This window comes from Enterobacter cloacae complex sp. 309I3, assembly GCF_050031595.1.
GTDB classification, from domain to species: Bacteria; Pseudomonadota; Gammaproteobacteria; order Enterobacterales; family Enterobacteriaceae; genus Enterobacter; species Enterobacter cloacae.
Genome location: NZ_JBLGWI010000001.1, coordinates 1369406 through 1385145 on the forward strand (window position 1 = coordinate 1369406; position 15740 = coordinate 1385145).

Sequence of the window (15740 nt, forward strand, 5' to 3'; positions counted from 1 at the left end):
TGTTTATTTATAGGCAGACTGGTGAACGCCTACTGCACGTCCTGATGGATCGTTCATCGCTTTGAAAGATTCATCCCATTCAATGGCTTTCGCTGAAGAGCAGGCCACTGAAGGACCGCCTGGCACACACTCAGCAGCACTCGGTACCGGGAACAGTTCTTCGAAGATCTCACGGTACAGATACGCTTCTTTAGAGCCTGGCGTGTTGTACGGGAAGCGGAAGCTTGCTGTTTCCAGTTGTTGGTCTGAAACCTGTTTCGCCGCCACCTCTTTCAGGGTGTCGATCCAGCTGTAGCCAACGCCATCCGAGAACTGCTCTTTCTGACGCCACGCCACGCTCGCCGGCAGGTAGGATTCAAAACATTCACGCAGGATATGTTTTTCCATTTTACCGTTGCCGCACATTTTGTCCTGCGGGTTAATGCGCATGGCCACGTCGAGGAATTTTTTATCCAGGAACGGAACGCGCGCTTCAACACCCCATGCGGACATCGCTTTGTTAGCACGTGCGCAGTCAAACATGTGCAGCGCCTGCAGTTTACGTACGGTCTCTTCATGCAGCTCTTTCGCGTTCGGCGCCTTATGGAAGTAAAGGTAACCGCCAAACACTTCATCAGAACCTTCACCTGACAACACCATCTTGATGCCCATTGCTTTAATCTTACGGGACATCAGGTACATAGGGGTGGATGCGCGAATGGTCGTCACATCATAGGTTTCAATGTGATAGATCACGTCGCGGATCGCATCCAGTCCTTCCTGCACGGTGAAATGAATTTCATGGTGCACGGTGCCGAGGTGGTTCGCCACGTCCTGCGCGGCTTTCAGATCCGGTGCACCTTCCAGCCCTACGGCAAAGGAGTGCAGCTGCGGCCACCAGGCTTCTGAACGCTCCTGATCTTCAACACGACGCGCCGCAAATTTCTTGGTGATGGCTGAAATAACGGAGGAGTCCAGCCCGCCGGAGAGCAGCACACCGTAAGGCACGTCTGACATCAGGTGGCTTTTAACGGAATCTTCCAGCGCCTGACGCAGCTCGGCTTTGTCAGTCACGTTGTCTTTTACCGCGTCATAGTCAAACCAGTCGCGCTGGTAGTACTGACGGATTTCGCCATCTTTGCTCCATAGATAGCTACCTGCCGGGAACTCTTTAATGGTGCGGCATACCGGCACCAGCGCTTTCATTTCAGACGCAACATAGAAGTTGCCGTGTTCATCATGGCCCATATACAGCGGAATGATACCAATGTGGTCGCGGCCAATCAGATAAGCGTCTTTTTCGCTGTCGTACAGGGCGAATGCAAACATACCCTGCAGGTCGTCCAGGAACTCAGGGCCTTTCTCCTGATACAGCGCCAGAATGACTTCACAGTCAGAGCCGGTCTGGAAGGCGTAGCGATCGCCATACTCGGCACGCAGCGCCTGATGGTTATAGATTTCACCGTTTACAGCCAGCGCGTGTGTTTTTTTCTCGTTATACAGCGGCTGTGCACCGGCGTTGACGTCCACAATCGACAGACGTTCATGAGCCAGAATTGCTTTGTCACTGGCGTAAATACCGGACCAGTCCGGGCCGCGATGGCGCATCAGGCGGGACAGCTCGAGTGCTTTTTTACGCAGTTCGCCCGCGTCAGTTTTAATATCCAGTACGCCAAAAATTGAACACATAACCTTCTCCGTTAACCCTGTTGCTTTGTAATGTTGCTTGCTTATGAAAATGCCGCAAAGGAGAAGAGCGCGCAAGGGTTTTACCGGGTTAAACGAAAATAGTGCAATGGTGATTGCGGAATGTTGAAAAAAGAGTATGTCATGAACAGTTTTATTGATGATTATGCAATGAACTGTCGTTTTTGTTAGATGTGATTTTATTGGGCGGGGCTATAAATGAAAAACCACGCCCTGAGGCGTGGTTCTGAATCAGATAATGTCAATCTCGTCGACGGAGGGGTAGATCCAGCTCGGCCGGAACGGCATCGAATCAATGTCATCAAGTTGAGAGACACCGGAGAGCACCAGAATGGTCTCCAGACCCGCCTGGAAACCGGCCAGAATATCGGTGCGCAGGTTATCACCGACAATCACCGTCTCTTCAGAGTGGGCCTGCATCGTGTTCAGCGCGGCACGAATGATCCACGGGCTCGGTTTACCGACCACAAACGGTTTACGACCGGAGATTTTTTCGATACCGGCGCACAGTGCGCCGCAGGCCGGATAGAAACCACGGCCGTGCGTATCGGGGTTGGTGGCGATAAAACGCGCGCCGCTGGCGACAAAGTAGGCGGCCTTATGCATCATCTCCCAGTTAAACGAGCGCGTTTCGCCGACGATCACAAAGTCCGGGTTCACATCGGTAATGGTAAAGCCTGCTTTATACAGCTCGTGGATCAGCGCACCTTCACCGACCACGTAGGCTTTTTTCCCTTCCTGACGCTTCAAAAAATCTGCCGTCGCCATTGCGGAGGTATAAAACACGCTGTCCGGTACGTTAATGCCCGCAGTGGCAAAACGGTTCGCCAGATCCTGACCGGTTTGGGAAGGGTAGTTCGTGAGAAGAACCAGCGGCATTCCTTTGTCGATGATGCGGTGTAGAAACTCCGCAGCACCTGGCACGGCGACGTTGTCGTGCATCAGCACGCCGTCAATATCACAAATTACATTCTTAATGGTCATGAACAATCCGACATCAAAAAAAGAAGGCGTTACTATAAGTCCCGATTAGCTTTCCAGCAAATGCTGCAACAGGATCCCGTTGAGCATGGCGCGTTTGACCAGCGCAAACGCGCCAATCGCAGAGCGGTGATCCAGCGTCGAACGCACGACCGGTAAATTCTGACGAAACGCTTTCAACGCCTGGGTGTTAATGCAGCCTTCAATCGCGGGCAGTAACACTTTTTCCGCCTCGACGATTTCACCTGCAATCACCACTTTTTGCGGATTAAAAAGGTTGATGGCAATGGCAATGGTTTTGCCGAGGTGGCGCCCGACCTGTTCGATCACTTCGCAGGCCAGCGCATCGCCTTTATTGGCGGCTTTGCAGATGGTGCCGATTTTACAATCATCCAGCGTCACGCGGCTCTGGTAGCCTTGTTCCAGCAGATGACGGACGCGATGCTCAATGGCCGCGTTGGCGGCAACCGTTTCAAGACAGCCAAAATTACCGCAGTGGCAGCGCTCGCCAAGCGGTTCCACCTGGATATGACCAATCTCGCCCACGTTGCCGTTACGGCCAATAAAGATACGTCCGTTGGAGATAATGCCCGCCCCGGTACCGCGGTGAACACGCACCAGAATAGAGTCTTCACAGTCCTGACTCGCACCAAAGTAGTGCTCGGCCAGCGCCAGCGAGCGGATGTCGTGACCCACAAAGCAGGTCACCTTAAAGCGCTTTTCCAGCGCCTCCACCAGCGCCCAGTTCTCGACCGGGATATGTGGCATATAACGAATGACACCGCTTTCCGGGTCAACCAGCCCAGGCAGGATCACCGAAATGGCGATGAGCTCGCGGATTTTGCGCTGACAGCTTTCGATAAAGTGCGCGATGGTATTGAGCAGCGCGTGCTCCAGTGTCTCCTGGGTGCGCTCCGGAAGAGGGTAGTGCTCTTCGGCAATGGCTTTACTGCTCAGATCGTAAAGCGTCAGGGTGGTGTCATGGCGACCAAGACGAACGCCAATGGCCTGAAAATTGCGGGTTTCGGTGATGATGGAAATTGCGCGGCGGCCTCCGGTGGAGGCCTGCTGATCGACTTCTTTGATCAGGCCGCGCTCAATAAGCTGACGTGTAATTTTTGTCACGCTGGCGGGAGCAAGCTGGCTTTGTTCGGCTATCTGAATACGTGAGATTGGCCCGTGTTGGTCAATCAGGCGATATACCGCCGCGCTGTTAAGCTGTTTAACGAGATCGACATTACCGATTTGAGCTTGTCCGCCTGGTGTCATACTTTTACTTACTCAGTGACGACCTCGTTACCATTAACGATGGTCTTAATAATTTTATAATCGTGTGTGAATGCCGTCAGGTTTGCAACCATGCCTGGTGCAATTCCGCCAAGCTGTTTATCCACGCCGATGGCACGCGCAGGATAAAGGGTTGCCATGCGCAGCACTTCTTCAAGCGCAATGCCGCAATGCTCGACCAGGTTACGCACGCCTTCAATCATGGTCAGGGAGGAGCCGCTCAACGTACCGTTTTCATCCACACACAGTCCGTTGCGGTAGTATATTGTTTTACCGGCAAAAATGAACTGCTCAATATTTGCACCTGCCGGTGCGGTGGCATCCGTCACCAGGCAAAGCTTGTCACCTTTCAGCCGCTTGGCGTTGCGAATGTTGGTGTAATCGACGTGTAAACCGTCCGCGATGATGCCGCAGTAAACGTCTGGCTCATCCAGAATCGCCCCGACCAGCCCCGGTTCACGACCCGTGATATACGGCATGGCGTTATACAGGTGTGTCGCAAAGGTAATACCCGCACGGAAACCGGCTTTTGCCTCTTTCAGCGTGGCGTTTGAATGGCCCGCTGACACGACAATCCCGGCGGCGGCCAGTTTGCTGATCACGTCAGTACCGGTCATTTCAGGTGCCAGCGTCACTTTGGTGATCACATCCGCATTGGCACACATATAGTCGACCAGTTCGGCATCAGGCTTACGCACGTAATCCGGATTATGCGTCCCTTTCTTCACCATATTCAGCCATGGCCCTTCAAGGTGCAGACCCAGAGCCTGATTTGGGTGTTTCGCCAGGTATTCACGCATAACGCGGATACCCTGTTTCATCAGTTCATCGCTGCTGGTGATGAGGGTTGGCAGATAGCTGGTGCAGCCCGATTTCTCGTTCGCTTTCTGCATGATTTCCAGCGTTTCGACGGTGACGGCGTCTGCGGTGTCGTTAAACTGCACACCGCCGCAGCCGTTCAGCTGTACGTCGATAAAACCGGGGGAGATTACTGCTCCATTGAGTGAGCGCTGTTCAATCTCCGGCGGCAGCTCTGCCAGCGGACAAACACGTTCAATCAGGCCATTGGCGATAACAATCGCATGGTCATCCAGAATTTCATGGCCGGTATAAATCCGACCGTGGGTTAAAGCGTACATAACGACCCCCGGTTAAAAAAAGCGGCCGCCTCTTCATGAAGAGGCGGTTATTCAATTACAGACCTTTGATGTTCTCAGCTTCTAACTCGTTGAAGTATTTCAGCGTCTTCACCTTCAGTTCCATCGTGGACGGTTCGTCACAGACGATGACGGATTTTGGATGCAGCTGCAGGCAGCTGATGGTCCACATGTGGTTTACGTTGCCTTCAACGGCAGCCTGGAGCGCCTGCGCCTTCACGCTGCCCAGCACCAGAATCATCACTTCTTCGGCATCCAGCAGCGTGCCGACACCGACGGTCAGGGCATATTTAGGAACCTGGTTCACATCGCCATCAAAGAAGCGGGAGTTTGCCACGCGCGTGTCATGGGTCAGCGTTTTAATACGGGTACGGGACGCCAGTGACGACGCGGGTTCGTTAAACGCGATATGACCATCGTTACCCACACCGCCCATAAACAGGTGGATTTTACCGTAAGAACGGATTTTTTCTTCATACTGACGGCATTCTGCGTCAATATCAGGCGCGTTTCCATTCAGCAGGTTAATGTTTTCAGCTGGAATATCAACGTGATCAAAGAAATTACGGTGCATGAAGCTATGGTAGCTTTCCGGGTGATCCTTCGGTAAGCCGACATATTCATCCATGTTGAATGTGACAACGTGTTTGAAGCTAACCTGGCCTGCTTTGTGCATCTCTACCAGTGCTTTATATGCGGTCAGCGGTGTGCCGCCGGTAGGGAGGCCAAGTACGAAAGGACGATCGGCGGTTGGTTTGAAGGCGTTAATACGGTTAACGATATGGCGAGCGGCCCATTTACCGACTTGTTCAGCAGTTGCCAGGGGAATCAGTCTCATTGTTCACCTCAAGAGTTTAAGTAGAAGAGTGGGCGGATGGGTATCGGGACCTGATACTTAAGCGTAACCTGGAACCTTTCAGGCCGGATCAATCCGTCTTGATTTTTCGAATGATAAAATAAGTTTTCGATGTTAGCCAGTGAAAGGGAGGGTGATAAACGATATTTGGTGACAAAAATCACAAAAAGTACGCTTTTAATTTGCGATACGAATTAATTTTTCACACACTCACAATGCCAGTGAATCATCAACTGTATTTCTAGTTCGTGACACAATAAAAAACATAGTTAATGCACGAGCCTTAACAAGGGTCTCGTAGGGGGAATAGGATGAATATTTTAGGTTTTTTCCAGCGCCTCGGTAGGGCTTTGCAGCTCCCTATCGCCGTGCTACCGGTTGCAGCACTGCTGTTGCGATTCGGGCAACCCGATCTTCTTAACGTGCCGTTTATCGCGCAAGCGGGTGGTGCGATATTTGACAACCTGGCGCTGATTTTCGCCATCGGCGTGGCGTCCAGCTGGTCTAAAGACAGCGCGGGTGCCGCGGCGCTGGCAGGGGCAGTCGGTTATTTCATCCTGACCAAAGCGATGGTAACCATCAACCCTGAAATCAACATGGGTGTTCTGGCGGGTATTATTACCGGTCTGGTCGGCGGTGCAGTGTACAACCGTTGGGCGGGTATCAAACTGCCAGATTTCCTGAGCTTCTTTGGCGGAAAACGCTTTGTTCCGATTGCGACAGGCTTTTTCTGTCTGATTCTGGCCGCTATCTTTGGTTATGTCTGGCCGCCGGTACAGCATGCCATTCATGCAGGCGGTGAGTGGATCGTGTCTGCGGGCGCAATGGGGGCAGGTATCTTCGGTTTCATCAACCGTCTGCTGATCCCAACCGGCCTGCATCAGGTTCTGAACACCATCGCATGGTTCCAGATTGGTGAGTTCACCAACGCAGCAGGTACCGTATTCCACGGTGATATCAACCGCTTCTACGCGGGTGACGGCACCGCGGGCATGTTCATGTCCGGTTTCTTCCCAATCATGATGTTTGGTCTGCCGGGCGCTGCACTGGCAATGTATCTGGCCGCGCCAAAAGCGCGTCGCCCAATGGTTGGCGGCATGCTGCTCTCCGTTGCGGTAACGGCGTTCCTGACCGGTGTTACTGAGCCACTGGAATTCCTGTTCATGTTCCTGGCTCCGCTGCTGTATCTCATGCATGCGGTGCTTACCGGTATCAGCCTGTTTGTGGCCACCCTGCTGGGCATTCACGCGGGCTTCTCCTTCTCAGCCGGTGCGATCGACTACGTGTTGATGTACAACCTGCCGGCAGCCAGCAAAAACGTCTGGATGCTGGTTGTGATGGGCCTGGTGTTCTTCGTCGTCTACTTCCTCCTGTTCAGCGCGGTTATTCGTATGTTTAACCTCAAAACGCCGGGCCGCGAGGATACAAAAGATGACGTCGTAACCAGTGAAGCAAACAGCAATACCGAAGAAGGGTTGACCCAGCTGGCAACCAGCTATATCGCCGCGGTAGGCGGTACCGATAACCTGAAAGCCATTGATGCCTGTATTACCCGTCTGCGTCTGACCGTTGGCGACTCTGCGCGCGTAAGCGATGCCATGTGCAAACGCCTGGGCGCGTCTGGTGTGGTGAAACTGAACAAACAAACCATCCAGGTTATTGTGGGTGCGAAAGCCGAATCTATCGGCGATGAAATGAAAAAAGTGGTTGCCCGTGGACCGGTTGCTGCTGCCTCAACGGATAGCGCGCCTGTGGCTGATGCTCCGGTTGCTAAACCGCAGGCTGTACCAAACGCCGCTACTATCGCCGCGCTGGTTTCACCGGTTACGGGTGAGGTGGTCGCGCTTGAGCAGGTACCTGACGAAGCGTTTGCCAGCAAAGCGGTCGGTGACGGTGTTGCGGTGAAACCAACGGAGAAAACCGTTGTGTCTCCTGCGGCGGGCACCATCGTGAAAATCTTCAACACCAACCACGCGTTCTGCCTCGAAACCGAAAAAGGCGCGGAGATCGTGGTTCATATGGGTATTGATACCGTTGCGCTGAACGGCCAGGGCTTTACTCGCCTGGTAGAAGAGGGCGCAGAAGTGGTTGCAGGCCAGCCGATTCTTGAAATGGATCTGGACTTCCTGAACGCCAATGCCCGTTCGATGATAAGCCCGGTGGTATGCAGCAATATCGACGACTTCAGCGGCCTGGTGCTTCAGGCAAAAGGTCAGGTGGTTGCGGGGCAAACGCCACTGTATGAGATTAAAGGCAAGTAATCGCTCCTGAGTAGAGTCATGCCTTAAGCGGCGGGGGAGATCCTCCGCCGCTTTTTTTTGCAGCAAATGCCCCCATTATTTTCTTCCGGGACGTTTTAAGGGTTGTCACTACGTCCGGCTTATAAGATCATATGCCGTTATACGTTGTTTACGCTTTGAGGAATCCACGATGAGTGAGGCAGAAGCCCGCCCGAGTAACTTTATTCGTCAGATCATCGATGAAGATCTGGCCAGTGGTAAGCACACCACGGTGCATACGCGTTTCCCGCCGGAGCCTAATGGCTACCTGCACATTGGTCACGCCAAATCGATCTGCCTGAACTTTGGTATCGCACAGGATTACCAGGGGCAGTGCAACCTGCGTTTCGATGACACCAACCCAGTAAAAGAAGACATCGAATACGTTGAGTCCATTAAGAACGACGTGCAATGGCTGGGCTTCAACTGGTCTGGCGATATCTGCTACTCCTCTGACTATTTCGATCAGCTGTATGCCTATGCCGTTGAGCTGATCAATAAAGGTCTGGCCTACGTTGACGAGCTCTCTGCGGATGAAATCCGTGAATACCGCGGCACGCTGACGGCACCGGGTAAAAACAGCCCGTTCCGCGATCGCAGCGTGGAAGAGAACCTGGCGCTGTTTGAAAAAATGCGTGCTGGTGGCTTCGAGGAAGGTAAAGCGTGCCTGCGTGCCAAAATCGATATGGCATCACCGTTTATCGTGATGCGCGACCCGGTGCTGTACCGCATTAAATTCGCTGAACATCACCAGACCGGTAACAAGTGGTGCATCTACCCGATGTACGACTTCACCCACTGCATCAGCGATGCGCTGGAAGGCATCACCCACTCGCTGTGTACGCTGGAATTCCAGGACAACCGTCGTCTGTACGACTGGGTGCTGGATAACATCACGATTCCGGTGCATCCGCGTCAGTACGAGTTCTCTCGTCTGAATCTGGAATACACCGTGATGTCCAAGCGTAAGCTGAACCTGCTGGTGACCGATAAGCACGTTGAAGGCTGGGACGACCCACGTATGCCGACCATCTCTGGTCTGCGCCGTCGTGGCTACACCGCGGCGTCAATCCGTGAGTTCTGCAAACGCATTGGCGTGACCAAGCAGGATAACACCATTGAGATGGCGTCTCTGGAATCCTGCATTCGTGAAGATCTGAACGAAAACGCGCCGCGCGCGATGGCCGTTATCGACCCGGTAAAACTGGTTATCGAAAACTATCCGCAGGGTGCGAGCGAAATGGTCTCGATGCCTAACCATCCGAACAAACCGGAGATGGGCAGCCGTGACGTACCGTTCAGTGGTGAAATCTGGATCGATCGTGCTGACTTCCGCGAAGAAGCGAACAAGCAGTACAAGCGACTGGTGCTCGGTAAAGAGGTGCGTCTGCGTAACGCCTATGTGATCAAGGCTGAGCGCGTAGAGAAAGATGCTGAAGGCAACATCACCACGATCTTCTGCACTTACGATGCCGAGACTCTGAGCAAAGATCCAGCGGACGGTCGTAAGGTGAAAGGTGTGATCCACTGGGTCAGTGCATCACACGCGCTGCCGGTAGAGATTCGTCTGTACGATCGTCTGTTCAGCGTGCCTAACCCAGGCGCAGCAGAAGACTTCCTGGCGACCATCAACCCGGAATCGCTGGTCATCAAACAGGGTTACGCTGAGCCATCCCTGAAAGCGGCTGAGGCGGGTAAAGCGTTCCAGTTTGAACGTGAAGGTTACTTCTGCCTGGACAGTCGTCACAGCACCGCTGAAAAACCGGTATTTAACCGTACGGTTGGTCTGCGTGATACCTGGACGAAGATCGGCGAATAATAACGCCGCGCTGGTCAATGAGAAACAAACGCCGCGTAATGCGGCGTTTTTTTATAGAGTGATCATGCCTTTAAAGCAGTAGCCAAATAGCGTTTATTAAAATAACAGGTCAATGTGGTGCTACTTATTTTTTTTAAAAAAAGTTTATCCCCTTTCAAAAGTCTGACACACCGTAAAAAGAATATCATTTAACGCGTTACTTATTGAAAATCGGCCTTTTCCCCCGCCAGTTCTGGCATCCCGTTAAATGTTACAAAGCACTACCAATTATGTGCTCTTCGTCATAATCCTGAGTTTTAGCCACCGAAAAGCATTGATAATTCGCGTCGCGAAAAATAACCTAAAGACGGTAGTTATTCGAGGGTATTTCCGACTACCCCTGACCATCAGGTCTTTTATATTTTTCGCCGTTTTAGGCGTTTTAATTCGTCAAAGAGGAATAATCTATGCGTACGTTCAGTGGCAAACGTAGTGCGCTGGCGCTGGCTATTGCCGGTGTGACAGCAATGTCAGGCCTGGTGGTGACGCCAGACGCTAAAGCAGCAGGTTTCATCGATGATTCAACCCTCACGGGCGGTATTTATTACTGGCAGCGTGAACGTGACCGTAAAGATGTCACGGAAGATAAATATAAAACGAACCTTTCTCACTCTACCTGGAACGCCAATCTGGATTTCCAGTCTGGTTACGCTGCCGATATGTTCGGTCTGGATATTGCCGCCTTCACGGCAATTGAAATGGCGGAAAATGGTGACAGCGGCCACCCGAACGAAATAGCCTTCTCCTCCAGTAATAAAGCGTATAAAGAAGACTGGTCTGGAGATAAAAGCGGTATCAGCCTGTATAAAGCTGCTGCGAAATTTAAATACGGCCCGGTATGGGCGCGCGGTGGTTATATTCAGCCAACCGGTCAAACCCTGTTAGCACCGCACTGGAGCTTTATGCCAGGTACCTATCAGGGGGCAGAAGCGGGTGCCAATTTTGATTACGGTGACGCAGGTGCGTTGAGCTTCTCGTATATGTGGACCAACGAGTATAAAGCGCCATGGCATATCGAAATGGACAAGTTCTACCAGAACGATAAAAAGACCAAAGTGGATTATCTTCACTCGCTGGGCGCGAAGTACGACTTTAAAAATGATTTAGTGCTTGAAGCGGCATTTGGTCAGGCGGAAGGTTATATCGATCAGTATTTTGCTAAGGCCAGTTATAAATTTGACATCGCGGGTAGCCCGCTGAGTACCAGCTACCAGTTCTACGGTACGCGAGATAAAGTCAGTGACGGTGGCGTGAATGATATTTATGACGGCACGGCGTGGTTGCAGGCGCTGACCTTCGGCTACAAAGTCGGTCAGGTAGATTTGCGTCTTGAAGGAACGTGGGTAAAAGCGGAAGGGCAGCAGGGCTACTTCCTGCAGCGTATGACCCCAACCTATGCATCTTCAAACGGTCGTCTGGATATCTGGTGGGATAACCGTTCCGACTTCAACGCCGATGGCGAAAAAGCAGTCTTCTTCGGCGCAATGTATGATCTGAAAAACTGGAACCTGCCAGGCTGGGCGGTGGGGGCATCTTACGCCTACGCATGGGATGCGAAGCCTGCTGATATGGCAACGCCAGACGCATACTACGATCCAAACTATCGTCTCAAAGAATCCGCTTACAGCCTGGATGCGATCTACACCCTGCAGGATGGTCGCGCCAAAGGTACTATGTTCAAACTGCACTTTACACAATACGACAACCACTCCGATATCCCGAGCTACGCGGGCGGTTACGGCAACATCTTCCAGGATGAACGCGACGTGAAATTCATGGTTATCGCACCGTTCACCATCTTCTGATGACTCGTCCGGCGGGGTAATTCCCGCCGGACCGGAGACTACATATGAAAAAGATTGTAATCGTCGCGTTGCTGGCATCGGGACTGGTGGCTTGTGCGCAGAATCAGGCCCCGAAAGAGGACTCCCGTCTGAAAGAAGCCTACAGCGCGTGTATCAATACGGCGGAAGGTTCGCCGGAGAAGATCGAAGCCTGTCAGAGCGTGCTGAATGTGCTGAAAAAAGAGAAAGCGCATGAACAGTTCGCAACCCAGGAGAATATTCGTGTAATGGATTATCAGGCCTGTATCCAGGCGCGTAAAACCGGTAACGATCAGGAAGTCGCGAAGCGTTGCGATCAGATCTGGAAAGAGATTCGCAGCAACAACAGCCATTAACTCGCTGTTATCATGCCCGGTGGCGCTGCGCTGCCGGGCTTTTTTTTTGCCAGACCGCAGGCAAAAAAAAGCCAACCTTGCGGCTGGCTCAGAGTATGAAACGTGTTTATTTCGCGTCGTGCGCGTGATCGTCTTCGCGGCAATCGCCTTCAGCGCAATGACCATACAGGTACAGGCTGTGGTTCGTCAGGCGGATACCGTGACGTGCGGCGATTTCACGCTGGCGAGATTCAATGGAATCATCGCTGAATTCAATGACCTTGCCGCAATCCAGGCAGATCAGGTGATCGTGGTGATGCTGTTGAGTCAGTTCGAATACAGATTTACCGCCTTCGAAATTATGACGGGTGACAATGCCCGCGTCATCAAACTGGTTCAGCACACGATAGACGGTTGCCAGCCCAATCTCTTCGCCCATGTCGATAAGACGCTTATAAAGGTCTTCCGCACTGACATGGTGATTGTCTGGACCCTGAAGCACTTCAAGGATTTTTAACCGAGGAAGCGTAACTTTCAGGCCAGCCTTCTTTAATGCGGTATTGTTGTCAGTCATGCGGAATCTGTCCTGTTGCTAAACGATTCACTTCTGTAGGAAGTGACAGAAATTGCACCCGGGATAATGCGTCTCATTATAGAACTGCCATGGCTAAATGAAAACTGCAAGTCTCAGGTAAAGTATGCTTATAAAAACGTGGTATCACCAACAAACTTGCATTGTGAAAGCCACGTTTTATCAGGGGGTCATTGTACAGGTCTGGGCGAAAAAGTTAAAAGATTGTAGCAATTAATTTAATCGGTTTGACCTGGTTTATGGGCGCAACCACCGTTGCGCCGCAAGCATCATCAGGCGTTGAGAATATCGTCCAGGTGCAGCTCTTCACGGATCTGCTTAACCCATTTTTCAACGCGCTCGGCGGTCAGTTCTGGCTGACGATCTTCGTCAATCGCCAGACCCACGAAGTGATCGTCGTCTGCCAGACCTTTAGACGCTTCGAAGTGGTAACCAGCGGTAGGCCAGTGACCTACAATAACGGCACCGTTTGGCTCAATAATGTCGCGGATGGTGCCCAGCGCATCACAGAAGTACTCTGCATAGTCTTCCTGGTCGCCGCAGCCAAACAGGGCAACCAGCTTGCCGTTGAAATCCACCTCTTCCAGCGTTGGGAAGAAATCATCCCAGTCACACTGGGCTTCACCGTAATACCAGGTCGGAATACCCAGCAGCAGGATGTCATAGCCTTCGAGATCTTCTTTGCTGCTCTTGGCGATGTCGTGCACATCGGCAACGTCTTTACCGAGCTGTTTCTGAATGTTTTTTGCGATATTTTCGGTATTGCCGGTATCACTGCCGAAGAAAATGCCGATAATTGCCATGAGTAAAATAACCTCTTGATACTTAATGGTATGGTGGCGCAATTTGTCCACGGATAAAGGCAATAATAGCAGAACAGGCAACCCTGCGGAAACAGCTATCGCGCAGGACTGCACTCTGTGCTACATGAAAAGGGTAATAAAGGGATTTTTCGGACTTATGCCTTACTGCGCATGGTCTCGAGTTGGGTGAGTAACATCTCTTCGATCAGCTCGCTGCGGCTGATATTACGTGCGTCAGCCAGTTCGTTTAGCGCATCGACAGCGTCGGCGTTGAGCTTCAGTTCGACACGCTTAAGCCCACGATTTTTATCGCGTTTAAGCTGGTTGCGTTTATTAATACGCAGCTGTTCGTCGCGCGAAAGCGGATTCGTTTTTGGTCGTCCCGGTCGACGCTCATTCGCGAACAGATCTAGTGTCGTACGGTCCGTTTGTTCTTTGGCCATGATTCTGAGACTTCGGGGGAAACACGCCGCCCTGCTAATGCCTGGGCGATAAGCGCGCCATCATACATCACCAAAAACGGCACGCCAACGACTGGAAGCCCGCAGCCTTCCAGTCGCTCTCTTTTTAATCAATTTGCCGTATCAGTCAGATAGCGGCGAATGGCGCGTAAGACGGCGTCTGGTTTTTCCGCATGAACCCAATGTCCGGCGCCAGCTATGACATGAGCGCGTGCCTGCGGGAATTGCGCCAGCAGGGTATCGCGACAGGCGTCGGTAACGTAGGGCGAATTGCCGCCACGAATGAAGAGGGTAGGGTGCGGCCATGCCGGTACGGTTTCCCAACCAACGATGTTATCGTACTGCTCCCACAGCACCGGCACGTTGAACCGCCACTGGCCGTCAACGAACGATTTCAGCAGAAACTGGATAACCCCTTCTTCATCCAGATGCTCACGCATAACGACGGCTGCCTGTTGGCGCGTCGAGACGCCAGCGTTGGTCACCGCGTTGATGGCGGCGAAAATCTCATCATGGCGACGGACGTGGTAATCCACCGGGGCGACATCTATGACCACCAGGCCACTTATTCTTTCTGGTGCCAGAGCCGTCAGTGCCATGACCGCTTTGCCGCCCATTGAATGCCCGATCAACGTCACTTTCTCGAGAGTGTTGGCATCCAGCGTATCCAGCAGATCCTGCGCCATGGCCGCATAGGTCATCTCTTCTGAACGCCCGGAAAGGCCATGATTTCGCATATCCACCTGCAAAATATCGTGATCGGTAACCAGATCGCGCGCCAGCACGCCCAGGTTATCCAGGCTGCCAAACAGCCCGTGAACCAGTACGATGGGAGGATTCGTGTTCGGCGATTGTGCAGATTGCGCTCGGGTATTCAATTTCATGGCAAAGTTCTTTTTTTAGGTGTGACAGGTTAGGGTATTATGTTGACCATTCTGCCGCCCGGCTGCAAGGTTCCAGTTTAATCTGACTTTTGCCGCCAACCTGGTTTGACGCTATCCGCTGTTGGGATTTGACTTTATAATCTCAACGACTTGTATTCAGATAAGATATCGCACTGGATTAAGATGAAAACAATCGAAGTTGATGACGAACTCTATCAGTTTATTGCCAGCCAAACGCGGCATATCGGGGAGAGCGCGTCCGACATTTTACGGCGTATGCTTAAAATTTCCGCCGCCTCACCGTCTGCTACCCCAGCCACTAAAGATGTCGTGTCTCAGCCGAGTGTTGTTGCACAAGCAAAACCTGCCGTCGTGCAGGTGAAAGACAAAGTACGTGCGATGCGCGAGCTGCTGCTGTCTGATGAATATGCAGAGCAGAAAAAAGCGGTCAACCGCTTCATGCTGGTGCTGTCTACACTTTATTCACTGGATAACAAGGCGTTTGCTGAAGCGACTGAGTCGCTGCACGGTCGCACGCGCGTCTATTTCGCGGGCGACGAGCAGACGCTGCTGCAAAATGGCAACCAGACCAAACCTAAACATGTCCCTGGCACACCGTACTGGGTCATCACCAATACCAATACGGGCCGCAAGTGCAGCATGGTTGAACACATCATGCAGTCCATGCAGTTCCCGGCGGAATTGATTGAAAAGGTTTGCGGTACAATTTAACCCTTG

At 52.2% G+C, this 15740-nt stretch carries 14 protein-coding genes; 5 read left to right on the forward strand and 9 right to left on the reverse strand.

All coding sequences use genetic code 11. The annotated features are described in order from the left end of the window. Nucleotides 1-3 precede the first annotated feature (3 nt). The 5 genes from asnB to nagB all read right to left on the reverse strand — a co-directional run bounded on the left by asnB (nt 4) and on the right by nagB (nt 5949). A complete protein-coding gene (gene asnB, locus ACQG22_RS06415) occupies nt 4-1668 on the reverse strand; it encodes an asparagine synthase B (protein WP_013097572.1) in 1665 nt (554 codons plus the stop codon). A 249-nt stretch (nt 1669-1917) separates the two neighbouring features. Continuing rightward, a complete protein-coding gene (gene nagD / locus ACQG22_RS06420) occupies nt 1918-2670 on the reverse strand; it encodes a ribonucleotide monophosphatase NagD (protein WP_013097571.1) in 753 nt (250 codons plus the stop codon). A 45-nt stretch (nt 2671-2715) separates the two neighbouring features. Continuing rightward, on the reverse strand, nt 2716-3936 hold the full coding sequence (gene nagC, locus ACQG22_RS06425; RefSeq protein WP_061771999.1) for a DNA-binding transcriptional regulator NagC: 1221 nt from the start codon (nt 3934-3936) through the stop codon (nt 2716-2718). A gap of 8 nt (nt 3937-3944) precedes the next feature. Further along, nucleotides 3945-5093: an N-acetylglucosamine-6-phosphate deacetylase gene (nagA, locus tag ACQG22_RS06430; protein WP_013097569.1), complete on the reverse strand. Its 1149-nt coding sequence runs from the start codon at nt 5091-5093 to the stop codon at nt 3945-3947. Between the two features lie 55 nt (nt 5094-5148). Next, nucleotides 5149-5949: a glucosamine-6-phosphate deaminase gene (gene nagB / locus ACQG22_RS06435; RefSeq protein WP_013097568.1), complete on the reverse strand. Its 801-nt coding sequence runs from the start codon at nt 5947-5949 to the stop codon at nt 5149-5151. 329 nt (nt 5950-6278) lie between these two features. Here nagB and nagE point away from each other — a divergent pair, with 329 nt between their 5' ends. From nagE to chiQ, 4 genes are all read left to right on the forward strand, one after another. Further along, nucleotides 6279-8228: a PTS N-acetyl glucosamine transporter subunit IIABC gene (gene nagE / locus ACQG22_RS06440; protein WP_020684946.1), complete on the forward strand. Its 1950-nt coding sequence runs from the start codon at nt 6279-6281 to the stop codon at nt 8226-8228. Between the two features lie 169 nt (nt 8229-8397). Then, entirely contained in the window at nt 8398-10065 is a 1668-nt protein-coding gene (glnS, locus tag ACQG22_RS06445) for a glutamine--tRNA ligase (protein ID WP_013097566.1), read from the forward strand. A 446-nt stretch (nt 10066-10511) separates the two neighbouring features. Beyond that, on the forward strand, nt 10512-11909 hold the full coding sequence (gene chiP / locus ACQG22_RS06450) for a chitoporin ChiP (RefSeq protein ID WP_038418907.1): 1398 nt from the start codon (nt 10512-10514) through the stop codon (nt 11907-11909). A 44-nt stretch (nt 11910-11953) separates the two neighbouring features. Then, a complete protein-coding gene (gene chiQ, locus ACQG22_RS06455) occupies nt 11954-12283 on the forward strand; it encodes a ChiQ/YbfN family lipoprotein (RefSeq protein ID WP_013097564.1) in 330 nt (109 codons plus the stop codon). 106 nt (nt 12284-12389) lie between these two features. Here the strand turns inward: chiQ and fur are convergent, their stop codons facing one another. From fur to ybfF, 4 genes are all read right to left on the reverse strand, one after another. Continuing rightward, nucleotides 12390-12836 carry a ferric iron uptake transcriptional regulator gene (gene fur / locus ACQG22_RS06460; RefSeq protein ID WP_010428651.1) on the reverse strand — a complete coding sequence of 149 codons (447 nt, stop codon included), beginning with the start codon at nt 12834-12836 and terminating at the stop codon, nt 12390-12392. Nucleotides 12837-13126: 290 nt separating this feature from the next. Continuing rightward, complete coding sequence (gene fldA, locus ACQG22_RS06465; RefSeq protein ID WP_008501067.1) at nt 13127-13657, reverse strand: flavodoxin FldA; 531 nt, start codon at nt 13655-13657, stop codon at nt 13127-13129. Nucleotides 13658-13812: 155 nt separating this feature from the next. After that, nucleotides 13813-14100, reverse strand: a complete 288-nt coding sequence (ybfE, locus tag ACQG22_RS06470; RefSeq protein ID WP_013097563.1) for a LexA regulated protein — start codon at nt 14098-14100, stop codon at nt 13813-13815. A 128-nt stretch (nt 14101-14228) separates the two neighbouring features. Further along, nucleotides 14229-15002, reverse strand: coding sequence for an esterase (gene ybfF / locus ACQG22_RS06475; protein ID WP_102751679.1), 774 nt, complete (start codon nt 15000-15002; stop codon nt 14229-14231). Nucleotides 15003-15185: 183 nt separating this feature from the next. Here ybfF and seqA point away from each other — a divergent pair, with 183 nt between their 5' ends. After that, nucleotides 15186-15734, forward strand: coding sequence for a replication initiation negative regulator SeqA (gene seqA / locus ACQG22_RS06480; protein WP_020684949.1), 549 nt, complete (start codon nt 15186-15188; stop codon nt 15732-15734). Nucleotides 15735-15740: the final 6 nt, after the last annotated feature.